The following is an 18,980-nucleotide window of genomic DNA, read 5'->3' on the forward strand; positions in this document are numbered from 1 at the left end:
AGACTATGCAAAAACAAAACTCCGCGCTAGGCTTTTTTGATACAAAAAGTCTCAATAATGGACCATATGGGAGGAAAACATGGGTACCAGTGACAATTTAAGCAAAATTTCACGTCGTGATTTGTTCAAAGTGGCAGGTCGCTACGGGATGAGTTCGACGCTGCTTGCGGCGGGGTCGTTTGGCGGCGCAATGAGCCTTGCAAACTTGGCAAGTGCGGCGGAATCAACATATGAAAAGCGCTTCTCCAAGCCGGCGAAACATACGCTGAAATTTGGTGCTGCGGGCTTCAATGCGCGCAACCTTTTGATCGAGCGCGCAGGCGCGTTGGAATTTGCGCGTGATCTTGAAGCACGTACCGATGGTGAGATTCGTGTTGAATTCATCGGCGACAACCAGATCTGTGGTCAGACATCATGCGTTGAGAAAACCCAGCAGGGCATCGTCGACATCTATGCGGCGTCTACGCAGAACTCAGCAGGTGGCGCGCCGTACCTTAACGTTTTGGACTATGCATTTATGTTCCCGGGTCGTGCGTCGCAGTATCACTTCCTGTACCACCCCAAATCACAACAGCTTCTACGTGACCCATATGAAAAGCGTCACGGCCTGAAGTTCTTGTTCAGCCACGCCGAATTACGCGGCATCCAACTGGGCCTGAAATGGCAAGATAAACCAACTGTCACCAGCATTGAGCAACTGTTTGGCACCAAAAACCGCGTAACAGGCACACAGCTTGGCCGTATCGCGATGCAGGCGCTTAACCTGAACCCAGTGCCGGTTGCATGGGAAGAAACGCTTGATGGTCTGAAGCAAGGTCTCATCGACGGTGCTGAAACATGGGCATCTGCGGTGGCGTACGCCAACATGGCACCCGTTGTTTCACAGTCGGTTCACTTGAACTTCTTCTGCGGCACAGAGCACACAGCCATGAGCGCGTCAGTATTTGATGGCCTTGGTGGTGAGCTGCAAGACGCGGTGAACGAGTCTTCATACTGGGCGCAAACACACGTTCAGGCAGCAAACGAAGCGGCACTGGTCAAAACAGTTGGTCAATCTGATCCGATCTTGCCAGGCACAATCTTTGCGGAAAACAATGTTCGCAACGCATTCCTGAGCAAAGAAGAACGCCGCAAAGCCGAAGAAATGTGTTCACCCGAGTTCCAACCACAGTTGTGGGAACAGTGGCGTGAGCGCCTCAACGGTTGGGCCGGTGGCCTTGATACATATCAAGAAATCTACGACATCGCGCGCGAAGTCGACGAAGATATGAAGCCAGAAAACGTTGAGCCACGTCGTTGGTGGAAAGGCTAATTTAGCCTCGGACGAAAGTTTGGCCGGCCTGCATTTTGTGGGCCGGCTTTTCTGACCGAGGGGGTAGGAGAGGTGTACCAAACGGTGCATATTCCCTTGGTCAGATATACTAAATGCACGGGGGCCGAAGGCTGCGCCACGCAGCACGGTGTATTATTCACTACCAAATAGGGGGGTTCCAGCATGTCCATCTGGACCGAAGCGGGCAACATTATTTCCGCTATTCTTTCACAAGATTCATTTGAGATGAAAACCGCGTTTCGCACCGACGGCATGTGGCTTCTGATGCTGTTCGTAACCGTCTGCGGCGGGTTTCTTGTTCATTTTATTTATAAGACCGTCCCCTTTCTCGAGCGTCAGCTTGAACGTGGCGTGACGGTAGTCACTTACCTGATCATTGCCGGAATTATCTTTTGGGGCGTCATCGACCGGTTCGTTTTTTCAAGCCAGGTCCCGTGGTCCACAACCATTCCGCCGCTGCTGTTTATGGTCATGGCGTGGTTCGGATGTTCTTATAACGTTAAGCTGCGCACGCACCTGTCATTTAGTGAATTCCGCACAAAGCTTTCTCCAACGGGTCAGATGGCGGCGCTTAGTGTTGACGCTATTTTGTGGCTTGGGTTTTGCTGGGTTGTCATCACGACGACACTGCGCGTGACGGCCAATTCGGCGGCTAACTTTCAGATTGTGTTCGGAACCGACAACGTCATGCAGTGGTGGTATATCTTAACTGTGCCATTCGCCTTTACCCTGATGTCTGGCCGCGTGATTGGTAATTGGCTGGAGGACTGGAAAAACTACAGATCAGGCAATCAGCTGATCAAACAAGCTGTTATCGGGGGAGATGCGTGATGACTGATGGAAGCTGGATTACGCTTATTTCGATGGCTGTGACGTTCTTGTTCATGATGGGTGTGCCCGTCTTGTTGGTGATATTCTATTGGGTTGTTGGCTGTAGTTTTGTCACGGGTCTCCAACTTGATAACGCGGGTAATGAGTTGCTCAATGTGTTCAACAAAGGCTTCGCGTTGTTGGCCATGCCACTTTTCATCCTGACGGGTGACCTGATCAACCAGTCGGGTATTGCGCGGCGGTTATCCGATTTTGCCTATGCCTGTCTTGGCTGGCTCAGAGGCGGGTTGGCGATGGCCGCGATTGGCGCGTGTGGTTTGTTCGCGGCGATCTCAGGCTCAAACTCTGCGACCACGGCGACCATCGGCTCTATGCTGCACCCTGAGATGGTAAAAGGCGGTTATGACGAACGCTTCTCGGCAGCCACCGCAGCGGCGGGCGGCACAGTGGGCATCATCATCCCGCCGTCGATCATTTTCATCGTCTATGGTTTCTTGATGAACCTGCCGATCTCAGACCTGTTTATTGCGGGCATTGTGCCGGGTGCGTTGATGGTGCTGGCCATGATGCTGGCGTGTTTCATCATCTGCACAATCAACGGTTGGGGTATTTTGATCCGGCTGTCTTTCATGCGTGTTTTGAAAACAGCGATTGGCGCGTGGCTTGGTTTCTTCGCAATTGGTCTGGTGCTTTGGGGGATCTACACAGGTAAGTTTTCACCCACTGAGGCAGCCGGTGTCACCGTTGGTTTTTGTATTATCGTTGGCATGATCTGCTTCCCGCTTAATAAGGTAATGGGCTCAGACAAAGACATGCCGGTTGCTGACAAAAGCATTGGATCGATGTTTGTCGTGGAAGGCTTCACGCTGCTTCAAGTGCCAAAAATCGTGACGCGCTCGGCGCAAATTACGGGTATCCTTGCGCCTCTTATTGCGGTGTCCGTGGTGATGCAGCAGCAACTATCTGACCTAGGTGCAAAAGAAGTTATCGGTGATTTTGTGACCGGAATGGGCGGCTATTACGCAGTTTTGTTCACATCAATGATCATCGTCTTCTTTTCAGGCATGATCCTTGAGTCGCTTCCCGTGACGATCATTCTGGCCCCGATTTTGGCGCCTATCGCGGCGTCTGTCGGGATTGATCCGGTGCACTTCTCGGTCATTTTCTTGGTAGGTGCATCCATTGGGTTCATCACGCCGCCTTATGGCTTGAACTTATACGTGGCGTCCGGTGTGACGGGGGTTCCGTATTTCCGTCTACTTCGGTACACGGTTCCCTACTTGGTCGCATTGATCAGTGTTTGGATCATCGTCGCGTTGACGCCTGACCTTGCGCTGTTCCTACTGCCGGACCGCTAAGAGGTTAAATGCCAGACGACGCATCCCATAACGGGCAAATTCCTACAAACCTCCGGCTCCTTTTGCTGCTGGAGGCTGTGGTGAGTGCCGGGGTGCCGATCACGCCGTCGGTCATTGGTGAAAGCCTTGGCCTTCCCAAACCGACGGTCCATCGGCTTATCCAAACAGCTGTTGCTGAAGGGTTTTTGCAAAGTGATATTGATGGGCGTTCTTACGGGCCGGGGCCGCGCCTGCGCAGCTTGGCGCTTGGAACGCTGTCGTCTCAGCGCGTGCGTACAGAGCGGTTGCGGGTACTTGGGCAGCTTGCCGAAGAAGTGGGCGAGACGTGCAATATTGCGCTGCCCGATCGCGATGGGATGGTCTACCTTGACCGCGTAGAAACCCATTGGCCGTTGCGCATTCAGTTGCCTGCCGGCAGCCAAGTACCTTTCCACTGTACAGCTAGCGGCAAGATGTATCTGTCATCGCTTTACGCGGGAAAGCTTGACCGATTGTTGAAGTCTTATCCACTTGAAAAGTGCACGGACCGCACGCTTGTCACGGCTGACGCGTTGAAAAAAGAGCTTTTGCTGACTGCAAAACGTGGTTTCGCAACTGATGATCAAGAGTTCATGGACGGGATGGCGGCAATTGCTGTCGCGATCCGTGGCCCGCAAGGCCGCCTCGTTTCGACACTATCCTTGCACGCCCCCATCCAACGCGGTGGATTGGCGCGCTTGCAAGAGCAGCTTGAACCATTGCGCGCAGCAGCGGGTCAGCTTGAAGAATTATTAACGGAATAAATTTGCTTACTATCTATTTGAAACTTTGACGTTAAGGTAAGCAAAGTTTATTAATGGTTTTGGAGGGCGATCGTATTCGCCACCCCTTTGTAGTATGTTTTGAGTAAGCAAATTTTATCGTTGAATCTTTATCTTTTTGGAACCGTTTCGCTGCGGTTCTTGAACGGGAAAGATGTCACTCCGAAATCTAAGAAGGCACAGGCGATGCTGGGTATGCTTGCCCTGGCACCGCACGGCGCGCGTTCGCGCCGTTGGTTGCGTGAAAAGCTGTGGCCGGGAAAATCGAACGTGCAAAGTTCCGCCAGCTTAAGGCAAGTGCTTCTTGAGTTGCGACGGGCAATTGGACCGACGGTTAATCACTATTTTCATACAGATAAAAATACTGTTTCGATCAATACTGATCATGTTATTTTTGACCATCAGCGCGCTTTGGATGATCAGAGCCTTGCAGCAACCGCCGAGTTCCACCCCAGTAATTTGATGGCAAGTATTGATCTTGCAGATGATCTCTACATGGCATGGCTAAACGGCGAGCGTAGTGCGTGGGCGCGTAAGTTTGAATTATTTGGTGCACTGGATCAGGCCTCGCTGAGGCTTCAACCATCAAGCGAATTTCCGGTCATTGCACTTCCTACGGTCCGGCCACGTGTTACACCGAAAGCCGCGTTGAACGTGCGTATCGCGCTTTTACCGCCAAGCGTGGCCTATCCTTGCCCGCAGATAAATCGCTTGATCCCAGAAATTTACCGCCTCTTGGCAAAGTCCTTCGCGGACCTTGGTGATTATGAGGTGATTGAGCCTTACTTGCCCGCCAGTGCATTCTGGTCTGGGGATTTACCTGTTATTGGCCCACAACAGATGGAGGCTGATTTATGCATTGGCGTTTATCTGAACGGCGCGGATGGTAATCAAACGGTGACACTCGCCCTTGTTCAAGGACGTCAGCCGTTGCCATTTTGGTCGTCTGAGACGCATATTACCTCAAGTACAGCTAGCAGCATGTCGCATTTTTTGTTTCCGTTGATCGCAGGCACGGTTGATGCAGCTCAAAACCACTTGCTGTCGGCAAGTGACCCTGATGGGGACAGCCTTATCCACGTCCGCGCCTTAGCGCGAATGCTGGATTTAAGCGCCACGGATATTGACGCGGCTGAGGCAACATTGCGCGCTGAGATCACACGCAAACCTACGGCGCAGGCCCATGCTTTATTGTCGTTTCTGATGACGTTTCGGGTAGGGCAAAGGTTCCAAGCCGAAGACGTTATTTTGATCGAAGCGTCACAGTACCATGCGGATGCAGCGCTGGCGCTTGGACCTGACAACTGTCTTGTCGCGACTTTGTGTGCTTACGTCCGAAGCTATCTATTTGGCGAGCATAACGCGGCCGCGGAGCAATTTGAAAGGGCGTTGCGATTAAATCCGACGTACCCGTTGGCATGGGATCTTTACGCAATGTTAAACGCCTATACAGGGACGCCAGTGCGGGCGCTGCGCATGGCCAACTGGGCGTGTGAGTTGGCCGCGCACAGCCCACAGCGTTATTATTTTCAGACCACGCGCGCGATTACGGCGTGCTTTTCAAGCGAGCATCAAGTGGCTGTTGAGGCGGGTGAAATGGCCCTGCGCGAGCGGCCATCGTTCAACTCAATTCTGAGGGTTTTGGTCTCAAGCTACGCGCATCTTGGCAAACTTGATGAGGCCGCGGCCTATCTTCTGCAGCTTCGCCAAATCGAGCCGGACTTTTCAATAAAGGCCCTACGTGATGCACGTTATCCCGGTCTTGATACGGAAGGCGGGCGGCATTTTATTGATGGCCTCTTAGCCGCAGGAGTTACTCAACGCTGAGGACGCCCATGTGATTTGTCCCACGTTCGCGGGCTAAGCGGATCTGTTTTTGGCGTTCACGGAAACGGGTTTTATCGTCTTCCGAGGTCTCACCAATGCACTGGTGGCAAGAAACGCCTTCTTCCCATTCGGTGCGGGTTTTGTCTTCTGGCAAAACAGGCTTGCGGCAGGCGTGACACATCTCGTGGGGGCCTTCACGCAGCCCGTGCTCAACGGATACGCGGCCGTCGAATACAAAGCACGAGCCTTCCCAGGTGCTCTGTTCCTCAGGCACTTCCTCGAGGTATTTCAAGATGCCGCCCTTGAGGTGAAACACATCGTCTACCCCTTGGCTCATCAAATAGTTTGTCGATTTCTCGCAGCGGATACCGCCTGTACAGAACATGGCAATTTTCTTGTTGTGGAAGCGGTCCTTGTTGGCCTCCCACCACGCAGGAAATTCGCCAAAGCTGGTCGTTTCCGGGTCAATTGCGCCTTTGAATGTGCCGATGCCCACTTCATAATCGTTGCGTGTATCAATGACCGCTACGTCGTCGCGCTCGATCAATTCGTTCCAGTCTTGCGGTGCAACATAGTGGCCAACATGGGCTTTTGGATCCACGTTTGGTTGGCCCATCGTGACGATTTCACGTTTGAGACGCACGCGCATGCGTCCGAACGGAGCGTCTTGGGATGTAGATGCTTTCCATTCAAGATCGGCGCAGCCGGGCAATGTTTTGAGGTATGCGATGATGTTGTCGATACCGCTGCGCGAGCCTGCAATTGTGCCGTTAATCCCTTCGGGGGCCAACAACAGCGTGCCCATGATCCCGTTTGTGTCACATGCGGATTTAAGGGGCGCTTGCAGGGCTTGGTGATCGGCAAAGCGGGTGAAGTGGTAGAGTGCAGCAATCGTATACATAAAGCTGCATTTACGCCTAAGGCTGACATCGCGCAAGTATGCCATTGGGTACGGGCAATGGTGGCTTTCAAGGAGGCTTGGCATTGACGGGGCCGGATGGGCCTTTTACCCATTATCCTTAAGTATGAATGGGAAGGATTGCCTGTGACGCGCGCGCCGAATGAAGCGCTCATCGTGATTGATGTGCAGAACGATTTTTGTTCAGGCGGGGCTTTGGCCGTGCCAGATGGCGAGGCTATCGTTGCAGGAATTAACGCTGTGATGGACGAGTTTTCGTGCGTTGCGTTGACCCAAGATTGGCATCCCGCAGGGCACTCATCGTTTGCCAGCAGTCACGACGGACGTGCGCCTTATGACCTGATTGAGATGCCCTATGGCGCGCAAGTTTTGTGGCCGGATCACTGCGTTCAGGCCAGCCGTGGGGGTGCGTTTCATGCAGACCTCAATGAGGCGCGCGCTGATATGATCATTCGCAAGGGTACCAACCCACTTATCGACAGTTATTCGGCATTTTTTGAGAACGACAAAACAACGCCAACGGGCCTTGAGGGATACCTGCGCACACGCGGCATTCAGAAGCTGATAATGGTTGGTTTAGCGACAGATTTTTGCGTCAATTTTTCTGCAGTTGATGCGGCACGGCTTGGGTTTGATGTGCGTGTTGATCTTGATCTGTGCCGTGGTATTGATTTGGATGGCTCACTTGCGGCGGCCCTTGCGGGGATGAAAGAGGCGGGAGTGCAGATCGATGGTTGATATTGCGACGCGGGTTTGGAACCACAAATGGAAGATTGACCCTATCGTTCGATCGCTGATTGATACCGACTTTTACAAGTTGCTTATGTGCCAGTCCGTGTTCCGCAACAAGCCGGACACCCAAGTGCGGTTTAGTTTGATCAACCGTTCACAGGATGTGCCGCTTGCAAAGTTGATCGACGAAGGGGAGTTGCGCGAGCAGCTTGACCACATTCGTAGTCTGTCTTTGACGCGCGGTGAAAGCACATGGATGCGCGGCAATACTTTCTACGGCAAGCGCCAGATGTTTCGCCCTGATTTCATGGATTGGTTTGAAAACCTCACGCTGCCAGAATACCATCTTGAACGAATCGGTGATCAGTATGAATTGACCTTTGAGGGGTCATGGCCAGAGGTCATGTTGTGGGAAATCCCCGCTTTGTCTGTGTTGATGGAGCTGCGCGGGCGCGCGGTTTTGGGCGAGATGGGTCGCTTTGAATTGCAGGTCCTTTATGCCCGCGCCATGACTAAGCTGTGGGGCAAAATTGAAAAATTGCGCACAGTAGACAACCTGATGATTGCTGATTTTGGCACGCGCCGCCGTCATTCATTTTTGTGGCAGGATTGGTGTGTACAGGCGATGACCGAAGGGCTGGGTAATTCATTTCTGGGAACATCGAACTGTTTGATTGCCAAGAACCGGGACCTTGAGGCGATTGGGACCAACGCGCATGAATTGCCAATGGTTTATTCTGCGCTTGCTCAAACGGACGAAGAATTGGCCCAAGCGCCTTATCAGGTTTTGTCCGATTGGCATGACGAGCACGAAGGTAATTTACGTGTGATCCTGCCTGACACATACGGCACGCAAGGGTTCCTTGACCGTGCTCCTGATTGGCTTGCGGGGTGGACGGGTATTCGCGTGGACAGCGGTGATCCCGCAACGGCCGCCGAGACTGCGATTGCGTGGTGGACAGAGCGCGGAGAGGACCCAACCAAAAAGCTGATCATCTTTAGCGATGGTCTGAATGAAGATAAAATTGTGCAATTGGCCAAACAGTTTGACGGGCGCTGTCGCGTCTCGTTCGGGTGGGGTACGCTTTTGACCAACGACTTCCGAGGCTTGACTGACGGTGATCGGCTTGCGCCGTTCTCGATGGTTTGCAAAGCGGTTGAGGCCAACGGCCAGCCCACCGTGAAGCTGTCAGATAACCCCAACAAGGCGATGGGCCCAGCGAATGAAATCGCGCGGTATAAACGTGTGTTCAACGTAGGCGAGCAAGTCGCGCAGAGCGTCGAAGTTTAATCATCAGTGCTAACTTTACCGCGCAAAGACTTCACCTCGCCACGGTTCTTTTTGGCGGCAAGCCTACGTTTCTGACTGCCCCAAGTGGGCTTTGTTGCAACGCGTTTTTTTGGCGTTTCAAGCGCTTTTCGGATCAGATCACGTAGGCGTTCACGGGCAATCTCGCGGTTGCGAGCCTGTGATCTGGTTTCTTCTGCGCGGATCACGATGGCACCTTCGGTCGTCCACTTTTGACCTGCGAGCCGCTTTAGCCGTGCCTTGACAGGTGGCGCAAGATTGGGCGAACGGGCCGCCTCAAAACGCAACTCAACCGCCGTTGCAACTTTGTTCACATTTTGCCCGCCCGGTCCGGACGAGCGCGTAAAGCTCTCGGTCAACTCCCAATCCTGCAGGGTGATTTTGTTGCTAATCATCATGATAAACGCGGCCAGTTCGGGTCTTGTTGTAAAAGTAAAAAGGGCCGCCCAATTGGTGAGCGGCCCTTTCGAGATCAAGGAGGTGGGTAGGTTAGATACCAGCGTCGCGCTGGTCCCACTTCGGGGCTATCGCCCTAAGGTCTGCCGTTAGAGGCGCGCCTCCCGAATTGTCCCGTTACCTGTCTCCAATGCTTCTCTGATCACTGGATCACCTCCTTCCATTTTGTTTCCGATAACTGAATGTTTGCACAGCTATCGAAAATCTCAAACAGTTTTTTGCGGTCCTTTGCCGAAGCTAGCGACAAGCAGCCGAAACGGGATAAGCGCAATCAAGGCGAGCGATAGCTTCACCATCCAGTCAGCTACGGCCAGCGAGACCCAAAGCGGGGCAGGTGCACCGACGCCCAAGATCGGCAAAACTTCACCGGCCCATGATACATCGTTGGCAGTCTCAATGAACGACAGGCTTGCCGAAAATGCGATGGTGAAAAACAGCGCCGTATCAATGGATGATCCAATCACAGTCGATGCCAATGGCGCCCGCCACCATGTGCCATTGCGCAGGCGGTCAAAGATCGCGACATCAAGTAATTGTGCTACCAAGAAAGCTGTACCTGATCCAAGTGCGATGCGCAGGGTCACGGCAGGGCCGAACTCTAGCATTACTTGCGTGCCAATAAGTGAGCAAATGACGCCAACGACAAAGCCTGCAAACACCACGCGGCGCGCGGCGCTTGGGCCATAAAGGCGGTTCATTAGGTCGGTGACGAGAAAGGCGATGGGGTAGGTGAAAGCACCCCAAGTTAGCCATTCGCCGAGAAGAAATTGTACAAGAATATTTGAAGCGACCACGACAGCGGCCATAGCCAGAATGCCTGGCAGGTAAGAACGTTGCATAATGTAGATCCGTTTTACAAGGTTGCGGAGACTCGGCCCAAGCGCGTGCGCGATGGACACGCCGCGTTTAGGCGCGTTGCGCAAACCTTGCAAGAAAAACCTAAATGTCCGCTAGTCCGCGCGCAGGACCGCGGTGCATTGCGCGGGCAGATCGTTCAGCGTTAATTCGCGTCGTTTCTTAGGCGGCGGTGCGTTGGGATCAGGGGGCGGTGGATCAAGGATGTCGCGGACCCATTTGCGCGCGTCATCGCAACCGTCGCCCTTAGGCGGTGCCGGCTGACTAACGCACGCGGTGTCACCTTTGGGACAGTTTAAGCGGACGTGAAAATGATAGTGGTGACCCCACCAAGGCCGAATTTTATTGAGCCACGATTTGTCACCGGTTTCAGCATCACACATGGCGACTTTTGCACCTGGAAAGACAAAAATCCGTGCAGTGCGGTCATCTTTTGCCGCAGCCCGCAGGATGTTCATATGCGCAGGCGTCCAGTTGTCGTTGGTATAGGCGCCCCGCGCGCGCCGCGTAGAGATTGATGATATATTTTCCCGCTCTGAGGCTGTGAGGTTCAACCGCTGGGGCGGAAGCATCCAGACATCAATGCCAAGGCCCGTTTGGTGACTGCGATGCCCCGTAAGCATTGGGCCACCACGGGGCTGCGCCATATCGCCGATGTAAAGACCCTGCCAACCCGGTTGGGTAGCGGCAAAGCGTGATAGCTTTTGAACATAATCAATGGTGTCGGGATGCGCCCAGTTTCGACCGCGCGACAGGCGCATTGCTTGCCATGTTGGCCCTGTTTCGGCCAATGCCTCGGCACCTGCTAAACACCCTTTTGCGTATCCGCCGATCGCTTGGGGGGTCATGGCTGCGGGCGTTTTCGCCGCTCCGAATTGCACTTTGGCAAGTGTGGTGCGCTCGGCCTGTGTCAGGGTTGGCCGCTTTATTTGTGCGCCTGAAATATCGCGGTCGGCGCTTGCCCCACAGGTAGCTAAAAACGTTGTTGCGGCAATAGCGCTAAGTACTCGTCTCATACACTTCCCCTTTCGGATTAACCCACCTTAGCAAGATAAGCCCCAGAAGGAACAACCCCACGACGGGCGCGATGCCGAGACGCGGAGAGTTGGTAATCGTCGTTGTGATGCCGATCAATGCAGGGGCCAGAAATGCCGTTGCCTTGCCGGACAGGGCGAAAAAGCCGAATGCTTCGGTTGGGCGTTCAGGGTCGGCGTGGCGCACCATCAGCGATCGACTTGCCCCCTGCAGCGCGCCGCCCGCACCACCAATAACCGCGCCGCAGATATACATAACAATGTCGGGGACTGCGCTGCCTTGGGGCAGGGGGATCCCGAAGAACATCTCGCGGGACATGGCAACCAAGCTGATGCAGACTGAAACGAGCGCGAAAATGCAAAAGATGATGACAGGTTTTGGACCAAATCGTTTGTCGCACACACCGCCCACATAGGTGAATAATGTCGCGGCCAATGCGCCTGTGATGCCAAACACGCCGATCATTGTGATGGACCAGTCAAGCACCAATGCCGCGTAGACGCCACCAAAGCTGTAAAGGCCGTTAAGCGCGTCGCGATAGAACATGGACGAGCCGAGATAGCATGCAAGACTACGCCTTTTTACGATTGACCCAAAAGACAAGCGCAGCTCACTCAAGGCGGCAGAAACAGAAGTTTTCTGATGTTGTGACGTGTCCTCGCGAACCCACAAAAAGAATGGGATCATAAACAGCGCAAACCAAAGGGCTGTGAACGGCCCAACGGATCTGGTCCCTTCGCGGGCATCAGCATCAAGACCCAAGATCGGATCGAGACCAATGAATGTTTTGCCAGTATCGCCCTCGGCAAAAAAGAGCAGCATGATCACAAGTGAGACCACACCACCGGCATAGCCAATGGCCAACCCTGCGCCACTGATCTTGCCAACTTCGTCGCTTGGCCCAAGACTTGGCAGCAATGCATTGGTGAAGATAAGCGCAAATTCGGCGGCAATGAACGCCACACAAAACATTGCCAAAGCCAAATAAAGCCCCGTGCCGTCAGGTTGCAAGACCCACATGAAGCACGCGGAGAGCACGAACAAAATTGAAAATCCAACCACATAGGGTATGCGCCGGCCAGAGCTGTCGGCGTAGGCGCCAATGAACGGCGCAGTGATGGCAATTAGCAGGCCTGTGGCAGTTTGTCCCCAAGACCAAAGCGCTTGGGATTGCGCATCAGCGGTTGCTTCATCAAGTCCCGTTCCCATGAAGTATTGCGTGGCGACCACTGCAAAATACGGTGCAAAAATGAAGGTCCAGCCAAGGGTGTAGAAGGGCTGAGCGGCCCAGTCAAAAGCCATCCAGCCCCAAACGCGCTTCTTCAATTCGGTGTTTGCCATAGGCCCGCCCATTCCGCAGATGTATCGCAAAGAATAAGACGCGGGACGGGGGGCGTTTGGCAACCCTTGGTTTTCAGGGCTCAGACAAAATTTCTGGTGGCCAAGGACGGGTTGCGTCCGCATCGATCCAGTTTTGCACCCATTCGGGTGGTGTCGGGGATGTAGTTATGTCCTGTCCGAGCTGCTGCAAAACCAAAGCGGGCGGCACAATCCCGTTTGGGCCTGTTACTGCAGACCGATAGAGCGCCTGATTGGCGGTTTCGCCATTTGCTTTGACCATGACTTGCTCAAGATAGATGAACCGCTCATCCCAGCACAGCGCGCGGCCTTTGGTTTCGAACTTTTCAAACGGCCTGATGCGGCGACGATAGCGAACGGACACTCCGGCCATCGTCAGGCCCCAGTTGTTTGCGCGCAGAACTTTAAGCAGTCCCGTGCGCTTTGCCAGCACCGTGCGGTTCAGATCAAGCAGCGTCAGGATGCGGCCGTTGTTCATCTCAGAGTAGTAATCGATGTCCTGTGGCCAACAGCGGTGCGTGCTGGTGTGCGTGCCTGTCACCGAAATTGGCGCGGCGTTTCGATGGGCAATAAGTTCTTTGATGACACGAATGATGGGATACATGGGTTACGACCTTTCACCCCTTAGATAGGTATCTTTACGTGCGCGTCACAGGGTAATTTCAGTGCCTAACGTCACGGAAAGCAGTTGTTCTTGAGCTGATGCGCGCTTACCTATGCACAACAAGAGAAACAAAGGGGCCATTACCCATGCAATCGCTTTACGAAATTCTGATGCTGATCCTGGATGTGATTTGGTTTGTTATGATTGCGCACATCTTGATGTCGTGGCTTTTGAACTTCCAAGTGTTGAATATGGGCCAGCCGATCGTTGCGCAAATCTGGTACGGGCTGAACCGTTTGCTTGAACCGATTTACACACCGATCCGCCGCTTTCTGCCGGACATGGGTGCGCTTGATCTTGCTCCATTGGTGGCATTCATCGGTTTGATTGCGGCACGGATTGTGTTGCAGAATAACGCGGGCTTCTTTTACGGGTTCTAAGTGGAGTTGCGGCGCTAGATTTTTACAAAATCACGATGCACGAACAGATCATCGGGGCCGCAAAATTCGATAAGCTCGTAGCCATTAGCCCGCATGATCGCAGGAATTTCGGGACCGCTGGTGTTGTTCTCAATACTCCAGCTTTTGACGCGGTGCGCCGCAAACGGAAAATCCTCTAGGCACTGGACCTCGCCGCCTTCAATATCAAGACTGACGAAGTCGGGGTGCGGGATATCTAGATCCAGAAGAAGTGTGGACAGCCGCCGCGTTTCGACCTCAATCACTTCTTCTTTGTGCCGTTGATCGGCGCGAACTTTCGCCAGCATATTGGTATCATAACTCTCGGCGAGACCGCTCATCTGGGTATAGCCCTGCTGCACCTCTATGAAGCTGGCCGCGCCATCATTGTTGCTGACTGCAAACCCAAGGCACGGACAACGGCGCACTGTTTTGGCCTTTTGCAAATTGCGTGGAACAGGCTCTACCAATGCGCCGGTCCAGCCCCGAAACACCTCCAGAAAAAGCGTGTTTGATCCGGTGATGCCGTCAAAGCCACCTACATCAATGAATGTCCCAGGCTTGCCACCAAACAACCTATCGATGACCGCGTCTTGACCCGCTTGCGACGTGTAGCGGTAGTCAGGGGAATGCAGCCGAATTTCGTGCAGTTGACGATTAAGTGCTGCCCGCGAGCGGTCCTTGCGATCTTTCAGGGCAGCGTTGATGGCCGCCTCTGCTGCTGCAAGATTGCGTTTCCCCTCACGGAGGTGTTCTGAAGGCTTCATGCACTTTTGCTCATTGGGGCGTAGGATTTTTCTTCAACAATTGCTGAGCCGAGGTGGATGTTGATCTCGCGCTTTAGGCGCGCGCGTTCATCGTTTGTGACGTAGACGGCTCTGGCAAGGTCAACGAATGCATCGCCGAACGACCCGTTGCGCTCGTAAATACGGATGTCATCCTCAATGTCCCAAAGCTTGGCATTCACCTTCTGCAACGCGTCCGTTAGCTTGGCGAGTTGCGTTGATGGGGCTATATGTTGCGCCGCTGTATCCTCTAAAATACGCAACTCATACGCCACGTTTTTAAGCTTTTCTGCATCAGCGATTTTTTCAAGCTTGAGGCGTAAAATCGTTATTTTATCCAGTACTTCACCGGGCGAAACGGGGGTGAGTATGTTATCCATCTGGGGCCTTCCCGCTACTCATTAAACTCTTCAAATCACTTACAACTTCATCGAATACCGCATCCCAGTCCCGGGGTTTTGGTTGGCGATAAAGGCGCATGTTGGGGTACCACGGCGTTGTCGTGCTGCCCTTGCCGTAAAGCCAAAAACCATCCCAATGCAGCAGGTTCCAGACGGGTTTCCCAAGGGCGCCTGCAATATGCGCGATGGCGGTATCCATGGTTACGATCAAATCCATCTCGGCAATGACCGCGGCACTGTCAGCAAAGCTGCGATCAGACGAAGCGAGATCAACAATTAGACCTGAGGTGCCATCTCTATGAAACGCATCAAGGTAGGGGCCTTTGTAAAGCGAGTAGCATTGCACCTCATCAATGGCGGCCAGACGGAGCAAGTGTTTATGATCAAACCTGCGAAAGTCATTGCCCTTGTATGTGGCAGAGCCGGACCAAACGACACCAATTTTGAATAGGTTTTGATGCGGAGAAACAGCGCGCTTGGCGTGGCTGACGCTATCTTTTGGCAAAGACAGTTTCGTACATTCTGGAATACCAATACCACTTGCGAAAGCGTGCATGGGTATGTCGAGCATACTGGTCCAAACGTCGAATTCCGGCGCATCAGCCGGGTCCGAGATGAGCAGATCCACACCTTTAATTTGAGCGAGCATCGGCGCGATTTGGGGTTTTGCGAGCAATATGACGCGCGCATCCAGCGAGGCTAACCATGGCATAAATCGAGCGAATAAAACGCAATCACCAAAGCCTTGCTCAGGAAAAATCATGATCGTTTTGCCTGCGATATCTTCACCTGCCCACTTGGGCTTTGCAACTTTTGGCGGGGTTATTTCCGCTTGCTCCCACCGTGCCTGATAGTAGGCAAAGCCTTTCGCATAATTTCCCGCTGTTAGGTGTGAAAAAGCCAACTGCATCCGCAATTCAGCATCATCGGGGTAGGTTTCAACGGCTTTGCTTAGGTATGTGATTGCCCTGTTCAGATCACCGGCGATGCGCATGCTCCGTCCGGCGAGGGCGATCTGATCGGGGCTATCTGGCGCCTTTGTAATCAGCTCAAGTCGCAGCGCGCATGACTGCTCAAGCTCACCCATATCCCCCAGAATATTCGCCAGATTGTTGTGCATATCGCCCGAATGGGGATCGAGCGCGAAGGCCCGCTTCTGAGCCAGCAAAGCCTGTTCGTAATTCTTCGTTTTCCGCAGCAATATACCAAAGTTGGTCCACGCGCCCGCGTCCGCAGGATGCCGTGCCAGATAGCGCGCATAGAGGGGCATCGCCTCTTGCCATTTACCTGACAAGTGCAGCGCGTCTGCCCTTTCCTTCATGGAAATTGGCTGTGTTTTCATCTCGATACTCAACTACTCAATAAAACTCTCATCAGAGCATCTCTTTCTTAGGAGCAAATTAGGTTTTTTTTGTGAAATAGGGGAGATGAATTACTTAATCGTTAGTTTGTGTGTGTGTTTTGTATTTGGGTTGGGCTGTGGCGTTTATGTGCTGCGGGACCTTGGTGTTGGTGGTTTGCTTGTTGGCATAGCCCCCGCTTTCCTTCACAGTTTGGCCTTTGCTTTGGCGGGTTGGCTGCTGTTTGAGCGCCGTATCGCGGTGCTTGTGTGGTGTGTTTTTCTGGCAGCGATCGGTATTGGTTTTGAATTGGCGCAAAATGTGATTTTGCCCGTTTGGTTCCCAAATACGATGCGCGCATACAGTACCCACGGGGTTTTTGATCCTTTGGATGTGGCCGCAACGGCACTTGGATTTTTTTGTTGGATATGCACTCATTGGGTGGCGGCGGGGCACCTCTATATCTTGTGGTACTGGCAGTGGCATGGCACATTGTAGGCAGCAGCAGATATAGACAGGCCTTCAATGAAAAACCCGCAGAGCATTTTGCGTGACATGTTTGGATTCGACGATTTCCGCGTGGGACAGCGTGAAATTGTAGACGCCGTGATAGCGGGCAAAAACACCCTGGCGATTATGCCAACAGGTGGAGGGAAATCGCTGTGCTTTCAGCTTCCTGCTTTGGTTCGCGACGGGCTAACTGTTGTTATATCACCGTTGATTGCGTTGATGCGGGACCAAGTCCGTGCGCTTCAAGAGGCGGGTGTTGCGGCAGGTGCATTGACCTCAGGCAACACCGAAGAAGAAACGCAGGCTGTATTTGATGCCTTGTCCGAGGGCCGCCTCAAGCTGCTTTATATGGCACCAGAACGGCTTTCGGGAACTGCAACTTTCAACATGTTGCAGCGATCCAATGTCTCTTTCATTGCGGTAGACGAGGCCCATTGCGTCAGCCAGTGGGGGCATGATTTCAGGCCTGATTACTTGCGGATTGGGGCGCTGAGGCAGGGTCTGAATGTACCTCTTGCTGCGTTCACGGCGACCGCCGATCAAGAAACACGCGAAGAAATTGTTGAAAAGCTGTTCGCGCAAGAAGCCCCAGAGACATTTTTGCACGGCTTTGACCGGCCCAATATTGCCTTGGCTTTTGATGTGAAAAACAGCCCACGACAGCAAATTCTGAACTTCGTTGCTGCGCGTAAAGGGCTGAGTGGAATTGTCTACACAGGGACCCGCGCCAAGACCGAAACGCTTGCGAATGCGTTGCGCGAGGCCGGACACAGTGCGTGCAATTATCACGGCGGCATGGAGCCTGAGGCCCGCCGCGAGGTGGAACGCCGATTTCAACAAGAAGATGGGCTAATCGTTTGTGCGACAGTCGCGTTTGGCATGGGTATCGACAAGCCTGACATCAGATGGGTCGCGCACGCGGATTTGCCAAAATCGATCGAAGGCTATTACCAAGAAATTGGGCGGGCCGGTCGCGATGGGGCGCCGGCTGACACGTTGACACTTTTTGGTCCCGATGACGTTCGTTTTCGCCGCACACAAATTGACGAAGGGCTTGCTCCGGCTGAACGGCGCATCGCGGATCATGGTCGGCTGAATGCGCTGATGGGTTTGGCCGAAGCGCTCGGTTGCCGCCGTGTTCAACTGCTGGCTTATTTCGGGGAGACGTCCGAGCCGTGTGGCAATTGTGATCTTTGCGAAACCCCCGCGGATACATTTGACGCCACAACGCCCGTACGCATGGCCCTGTCGGCTATTTTGCGCACAGGTGAATGGTTTGGCGCGGGTCACCTGATCGATATTTTGCGCGGGGACAAAACCGAAAAAGTGTTAGCGCGTAGCCACGATACCCTGCCAACTTTTGGGGTCGGGACCGAGTGGAGCAAGCGCGAGTGGCAGGCCATTTTCCGGCAAATGATGGGACACGATTTGGTGCGCCCAAACCCCGAACGCCACGGTGCGCTAACGATGACCGATCGTGCACGCCCGATTTTGCGCGATGAGGAGGGTATCACCCTGCGCCGTGACACGATCCAAGCAACACGTACGGGTCCGGCGGTAAAAACATTGGTCGGCGAAGAAGACGCGCCGCTTTTGTCTGCCCTAAAAGCCAAGCGACGTGGCTTGGCTGAGCGCGCCAATGCGCCAGCTTATGTTATTTTCAATGACAAAACCTTGATAGAGATGGCGCAAACACGGCCACAAACTTTGGATGATATGGCGCGGATTGGCGGCGTGGGTGCCAAAAAGCTTGAACGATACGGCGCTGAATTTTTGCAAGTGATCGCGGGTGAAGTCGCGGCAATGCATCCGCAGCGGCGCAAGATGGCAGGTAAATCCGAAGGCTCGACTTATGATCGCTTGCTTGAGGTGCAAAGTGATTTGATGCGCGGCGAAGATGGTACGGCCAAACCGCTAAGTTGTTCTGCATCCCTACTCGCGCGTTTGGTAAAGCAGCGTCCGCGTGATTTGAGCGGTGTCGAGCGGGTGCTTGGCGATAAGCGTGCGGACAGGTTTGGCGATGCGTTTCTTGAGGTGCTGCGCGAGGCTTGAGATTGGCGGAGTTTCC

General features: G+C 53.5%; 19 protein-coding genes. 10 read left to right on the top strand and 9 right to left on the bottom strand.

Annotated features, from left to right (window positions below; translation table 11 throughout):
• Nucleotides 1-79: 79 nt before the first annotated feature.
• The 5 genes from OLX08_RS08385 (at nt 80) to OLX08_RS08405 (ending at nt 6,149) form a co-directional block, all read left to right on the top strand.
• A complete protein-coding gene (locus OLX08_RS08385; protein ID WP_391480874.1) occupies nt 80-1,312 on the top strand; it encodes a TRAP transporter substrate-binding protein in 1,233 nt (410 codons plus the stop codon).
• Between the two features lie 183 nt (nt 1,313-1,495).
• Nucleotides 1,496-2,164 carry a TRAP transporter small permease gene (locus OLX08_RS08390; RefSeq protein ID WP_391480875.1) on the top strand — a complete coding sequence of 223 codons (669 nt, stop codon included), beginning with the start codon at nt 1,496-1,498 and terminating at the stop codon, nt 2,162-2,164.
• Nucleotides 2,164-3,522, top strand: a complete 1,359-nt coding sequence (locus tag OLX08_RS08395) for a TRAP transporter large permease (protein WP_391480876.1) — start codon at nt 2,164-2,166, stop codon at nt 3,520-3,522. Before OLX08_RS08390 ends, OLX08_RS08395 begins: the two co-directional genes overlap by 1 nt.
• A gap of 8 nt (nt 3,523-3,530) precedes the next feature.
• Complete coding sequence (locus OLX08_RS08400; protein WP_391480877.1) at nt 3,531-4,304, top strand: IclR family transcriptional regulator; 774 nt, start codon at nt 3,531-3,533, stop codon at nt 4,302-4,304.
• Between the two features lie 213 nt (nt 4,305-4,517).
• Nucleotides 4,518-6,149, top strand: coding sequence for an SARP family transcriptional regulator (locus OLX08_RS08405; protein WP_412535646.1), 1,632 nt, complete (start codon nt 4,518-4,520; stop codon nt 6,147-6,149).
• Here OLX08_RS08405 and OLX08_RS08410 read toward each other — a convergent pair.
• Entirely contained in the window at nt 6,136-7,050 is a 915-nt protein-coding gene (locus OLX08_RS08410) for a rhodanese-related sulfurtransferase (RefSeq protein ID WP_391480879.1), read from the bottom strand. The two genes, OLX08_RS08405 and OLX08_RS08410, sit on opposite strands and share 14 nt — an antisense overlap.
• A gap of 96 nt (nt 7,051-7,146) precedes the next feature.
• Between OLX08_RS08410 and pncA the strand changes: the two genes are divergently transcribed.
• Both pncA and pncB read left to right on the top strand, forming a co-directional pair.
• The gene (pncA, locus tag OLX08_RS08415; protein WP_391480880.1) at nt 7,147-7,806 is read left to right on the top strand and encodes a bifunctional nicotinamidase/pyrazinamidase; all 660 of its coding nucleotides are present in this window, start codon (nt 7,147-7,149) and stop codon (nt 7,804-7,806) included.
• Entirely contained in the window at nt 7,799-9,091 is a 1,293-nt protein-coding gene (gene pncB, locus OLX08_RS08420; protein ID WP_391480881.1) for a nicotinate phosphoribosyltransferase, read from the top strand. Before pncA ends, pncB begins: the two co-directional genes overlap by 8 nt.
• Here pncB and arfB read toward each other — a convergent pair.
• From arfB to OLX08_RS08445, 5 genes are all read right to left on the bottom strand, one after another.
• Complete coding sequence (gene arfB / locus OLX08_RS08425; RefSeq protein WP_370726433.1) at nt 9,088-9,507, bottom strand: alternative ribosome rescue aminoacyl-tRNA hydrolase ArfB; 420 nt, start codon at nt 9,505-9,507, stop codon at nt 9,088-9,090. The two genes, pncB and arfB, sit on opposite strands and share 4 nt — an antisense overlap.
• A gap of 264 nt (nt 9,508-9,771) precedes the next feature.
• Nucleotides 9,772-10,404 carry a queuosine precursor transporter gene (locus tag OLX08_RS08430; RefSeq protein ID WP_391480882.1) on the bottom strand — a complete coding sequence of 211 codons (633 nt, stop codon included), beginning with the start codon at nt 10,402-10,404 and terminating at the stop codon, nt 9,772-9,774.
• Between the two features lie 111 nt (nt 10,405-10,515).
• The gene (gene mepA / locus OLX08_RS08435; protein WP_391480883.1) at nt 10,516-11,436 is read right to left on the bottom strand and encodes a penicillin-insensitive murein endopeptidase; all 921 of its coding nucleotides are present in this window, start codon (nt 11,434-11,436) and stop codon (nt 10,516-10,518) included.
• Nucleotides 11,420-12,796 (bottom strand): MFS transporter, encoded by a 1,377-nt coding sequence (locus tag OLX08_RS08440; RefSeq protein WP_391480884.1) that lies wholly within the window; start codon nt 12,794-12,796, stop codon nt 11,420-11,422. Before OLX08_RS08440 ends, mepA begins: the two co-directional genes overlap by 17 nt.
• Nucleotides 12,797-12,869: 73 nt before the next feature.
• Nucleotides 12,870-13,418: an acyl-CoA thioesterase gene (locus OLX08_RS08445; RefSeq protein WP_391480885.1), complete on the bottom strand. Its 549-nt coding sequence runs from the start codon at nt 13,416-13,418 to the stop codon at nt 12,870-12,872.
• Between the two features lie 146 nt (nt 13,419-13,564).
• Between OLX08_RS08445 and OLX08_RS08450 the strand changes: the two genes are divergently transcribed.
• A complete protein-coding gene (locus OLX08_RS08450) occupies nt 13,565-13,858 on the top strand; it encodes a YggT family protein (protein ID WP_048598627.1) in 294 nt (97 codons plus the stop codon).
• A 14-nt stretch (nt 13,859-13,872) separates the two neighbouring features.
• Here OLX08_RS08450 and OLX08_RS08455 read toward each other — a convergent pair whose 3' ends face one another.
• Genes OLX08_RS08455 through OLX08_RS08465 form a run of 3 tightly spaced genes read right to left on the bottom strand, consistent with a single transcriptional unit; the run spans nt 13,873 to nt 16,404 of the window.
• Complete coding sequence (locus OLX08_RS08455) at nt 13,873-14,643, bottom strand: FkbM family methyltransferase (protein WP_391480886.1); 771 nt, start codon at nt 14,641-14,643, stop codon at nt 13,873-13,875.
• Nucleotides 14,640-15,041 carry a DUF6165 family protein gene (locus OLX08_RS08460; protein WP_391480887.1) on the bottom strand — a complete coding sequence of 134 codons (402 nt, stop codon included), beginning with the start codon at nt 15,039-15,041 and terminating at the stop codon, nt 14,640-14,642. The genes OLX08_RS08455 and OLX08_RS08460 overlap by 4 nt, the downstream gene beginning before the upstream one ends.
• Complete coding sequence (locus tag OLX08_RS08465; protein ID WP_391480888.1) at nt 15,034-16,404, bottom strand: tetratricopeptide repeat protein; 1,371 nt, start codon at nt 16,402-16,404, stop codon at nt 15,034-15,036. Before OLX08_RS08465 ends, OLX08_RS08460 begins: the two co-directional genes overlap by 8 nt.
• Before the next feature lie 85 nt (nt 16,405-16,489).
• Here OLX08_RS08465 and OLX08_RS08470 point away from each other — a divergent pair, with 85 nt between their 5' ends.
• Nucleotides 16,490-16,900, top strand: a complete 411-nt coding sequence (locus OLX08_RS08470; protein WP_391480889.1) for a hypothetical protein — start codon at nt 16,490-16,492, stop codon at nt 16,898-16,900.
• A 27-nt stretch (nt 16,901-16,927) separates the two neighbouring features.
• Nucleotides 16,928-18,964 carry a DNA helicase RecQ gene (recQ, locus tag OLX08_RS08475; protein ID WP_391480890.1) on the top strand — a complete coding sequence of 679 codons (2,037 nt, stop codon included), beginning with the start codon at nt 16,928-16,930 and terminating at the stop codon, nt 18,962-18,964.
• The last annotated feature ends 16 nt before the right edge of the window (nt 18,965-18,980 follow it).

The sequence above is a fragment of the Nereida ignava genome (genome assembly GCF_047114695.1).
Taxonomy (GTDB): Bacteria; Pseudomonadota; Alphaproteobacteria; order Rhodobacterales; family Rhodobacteraceae; genus Nereida; species Nereida ignava.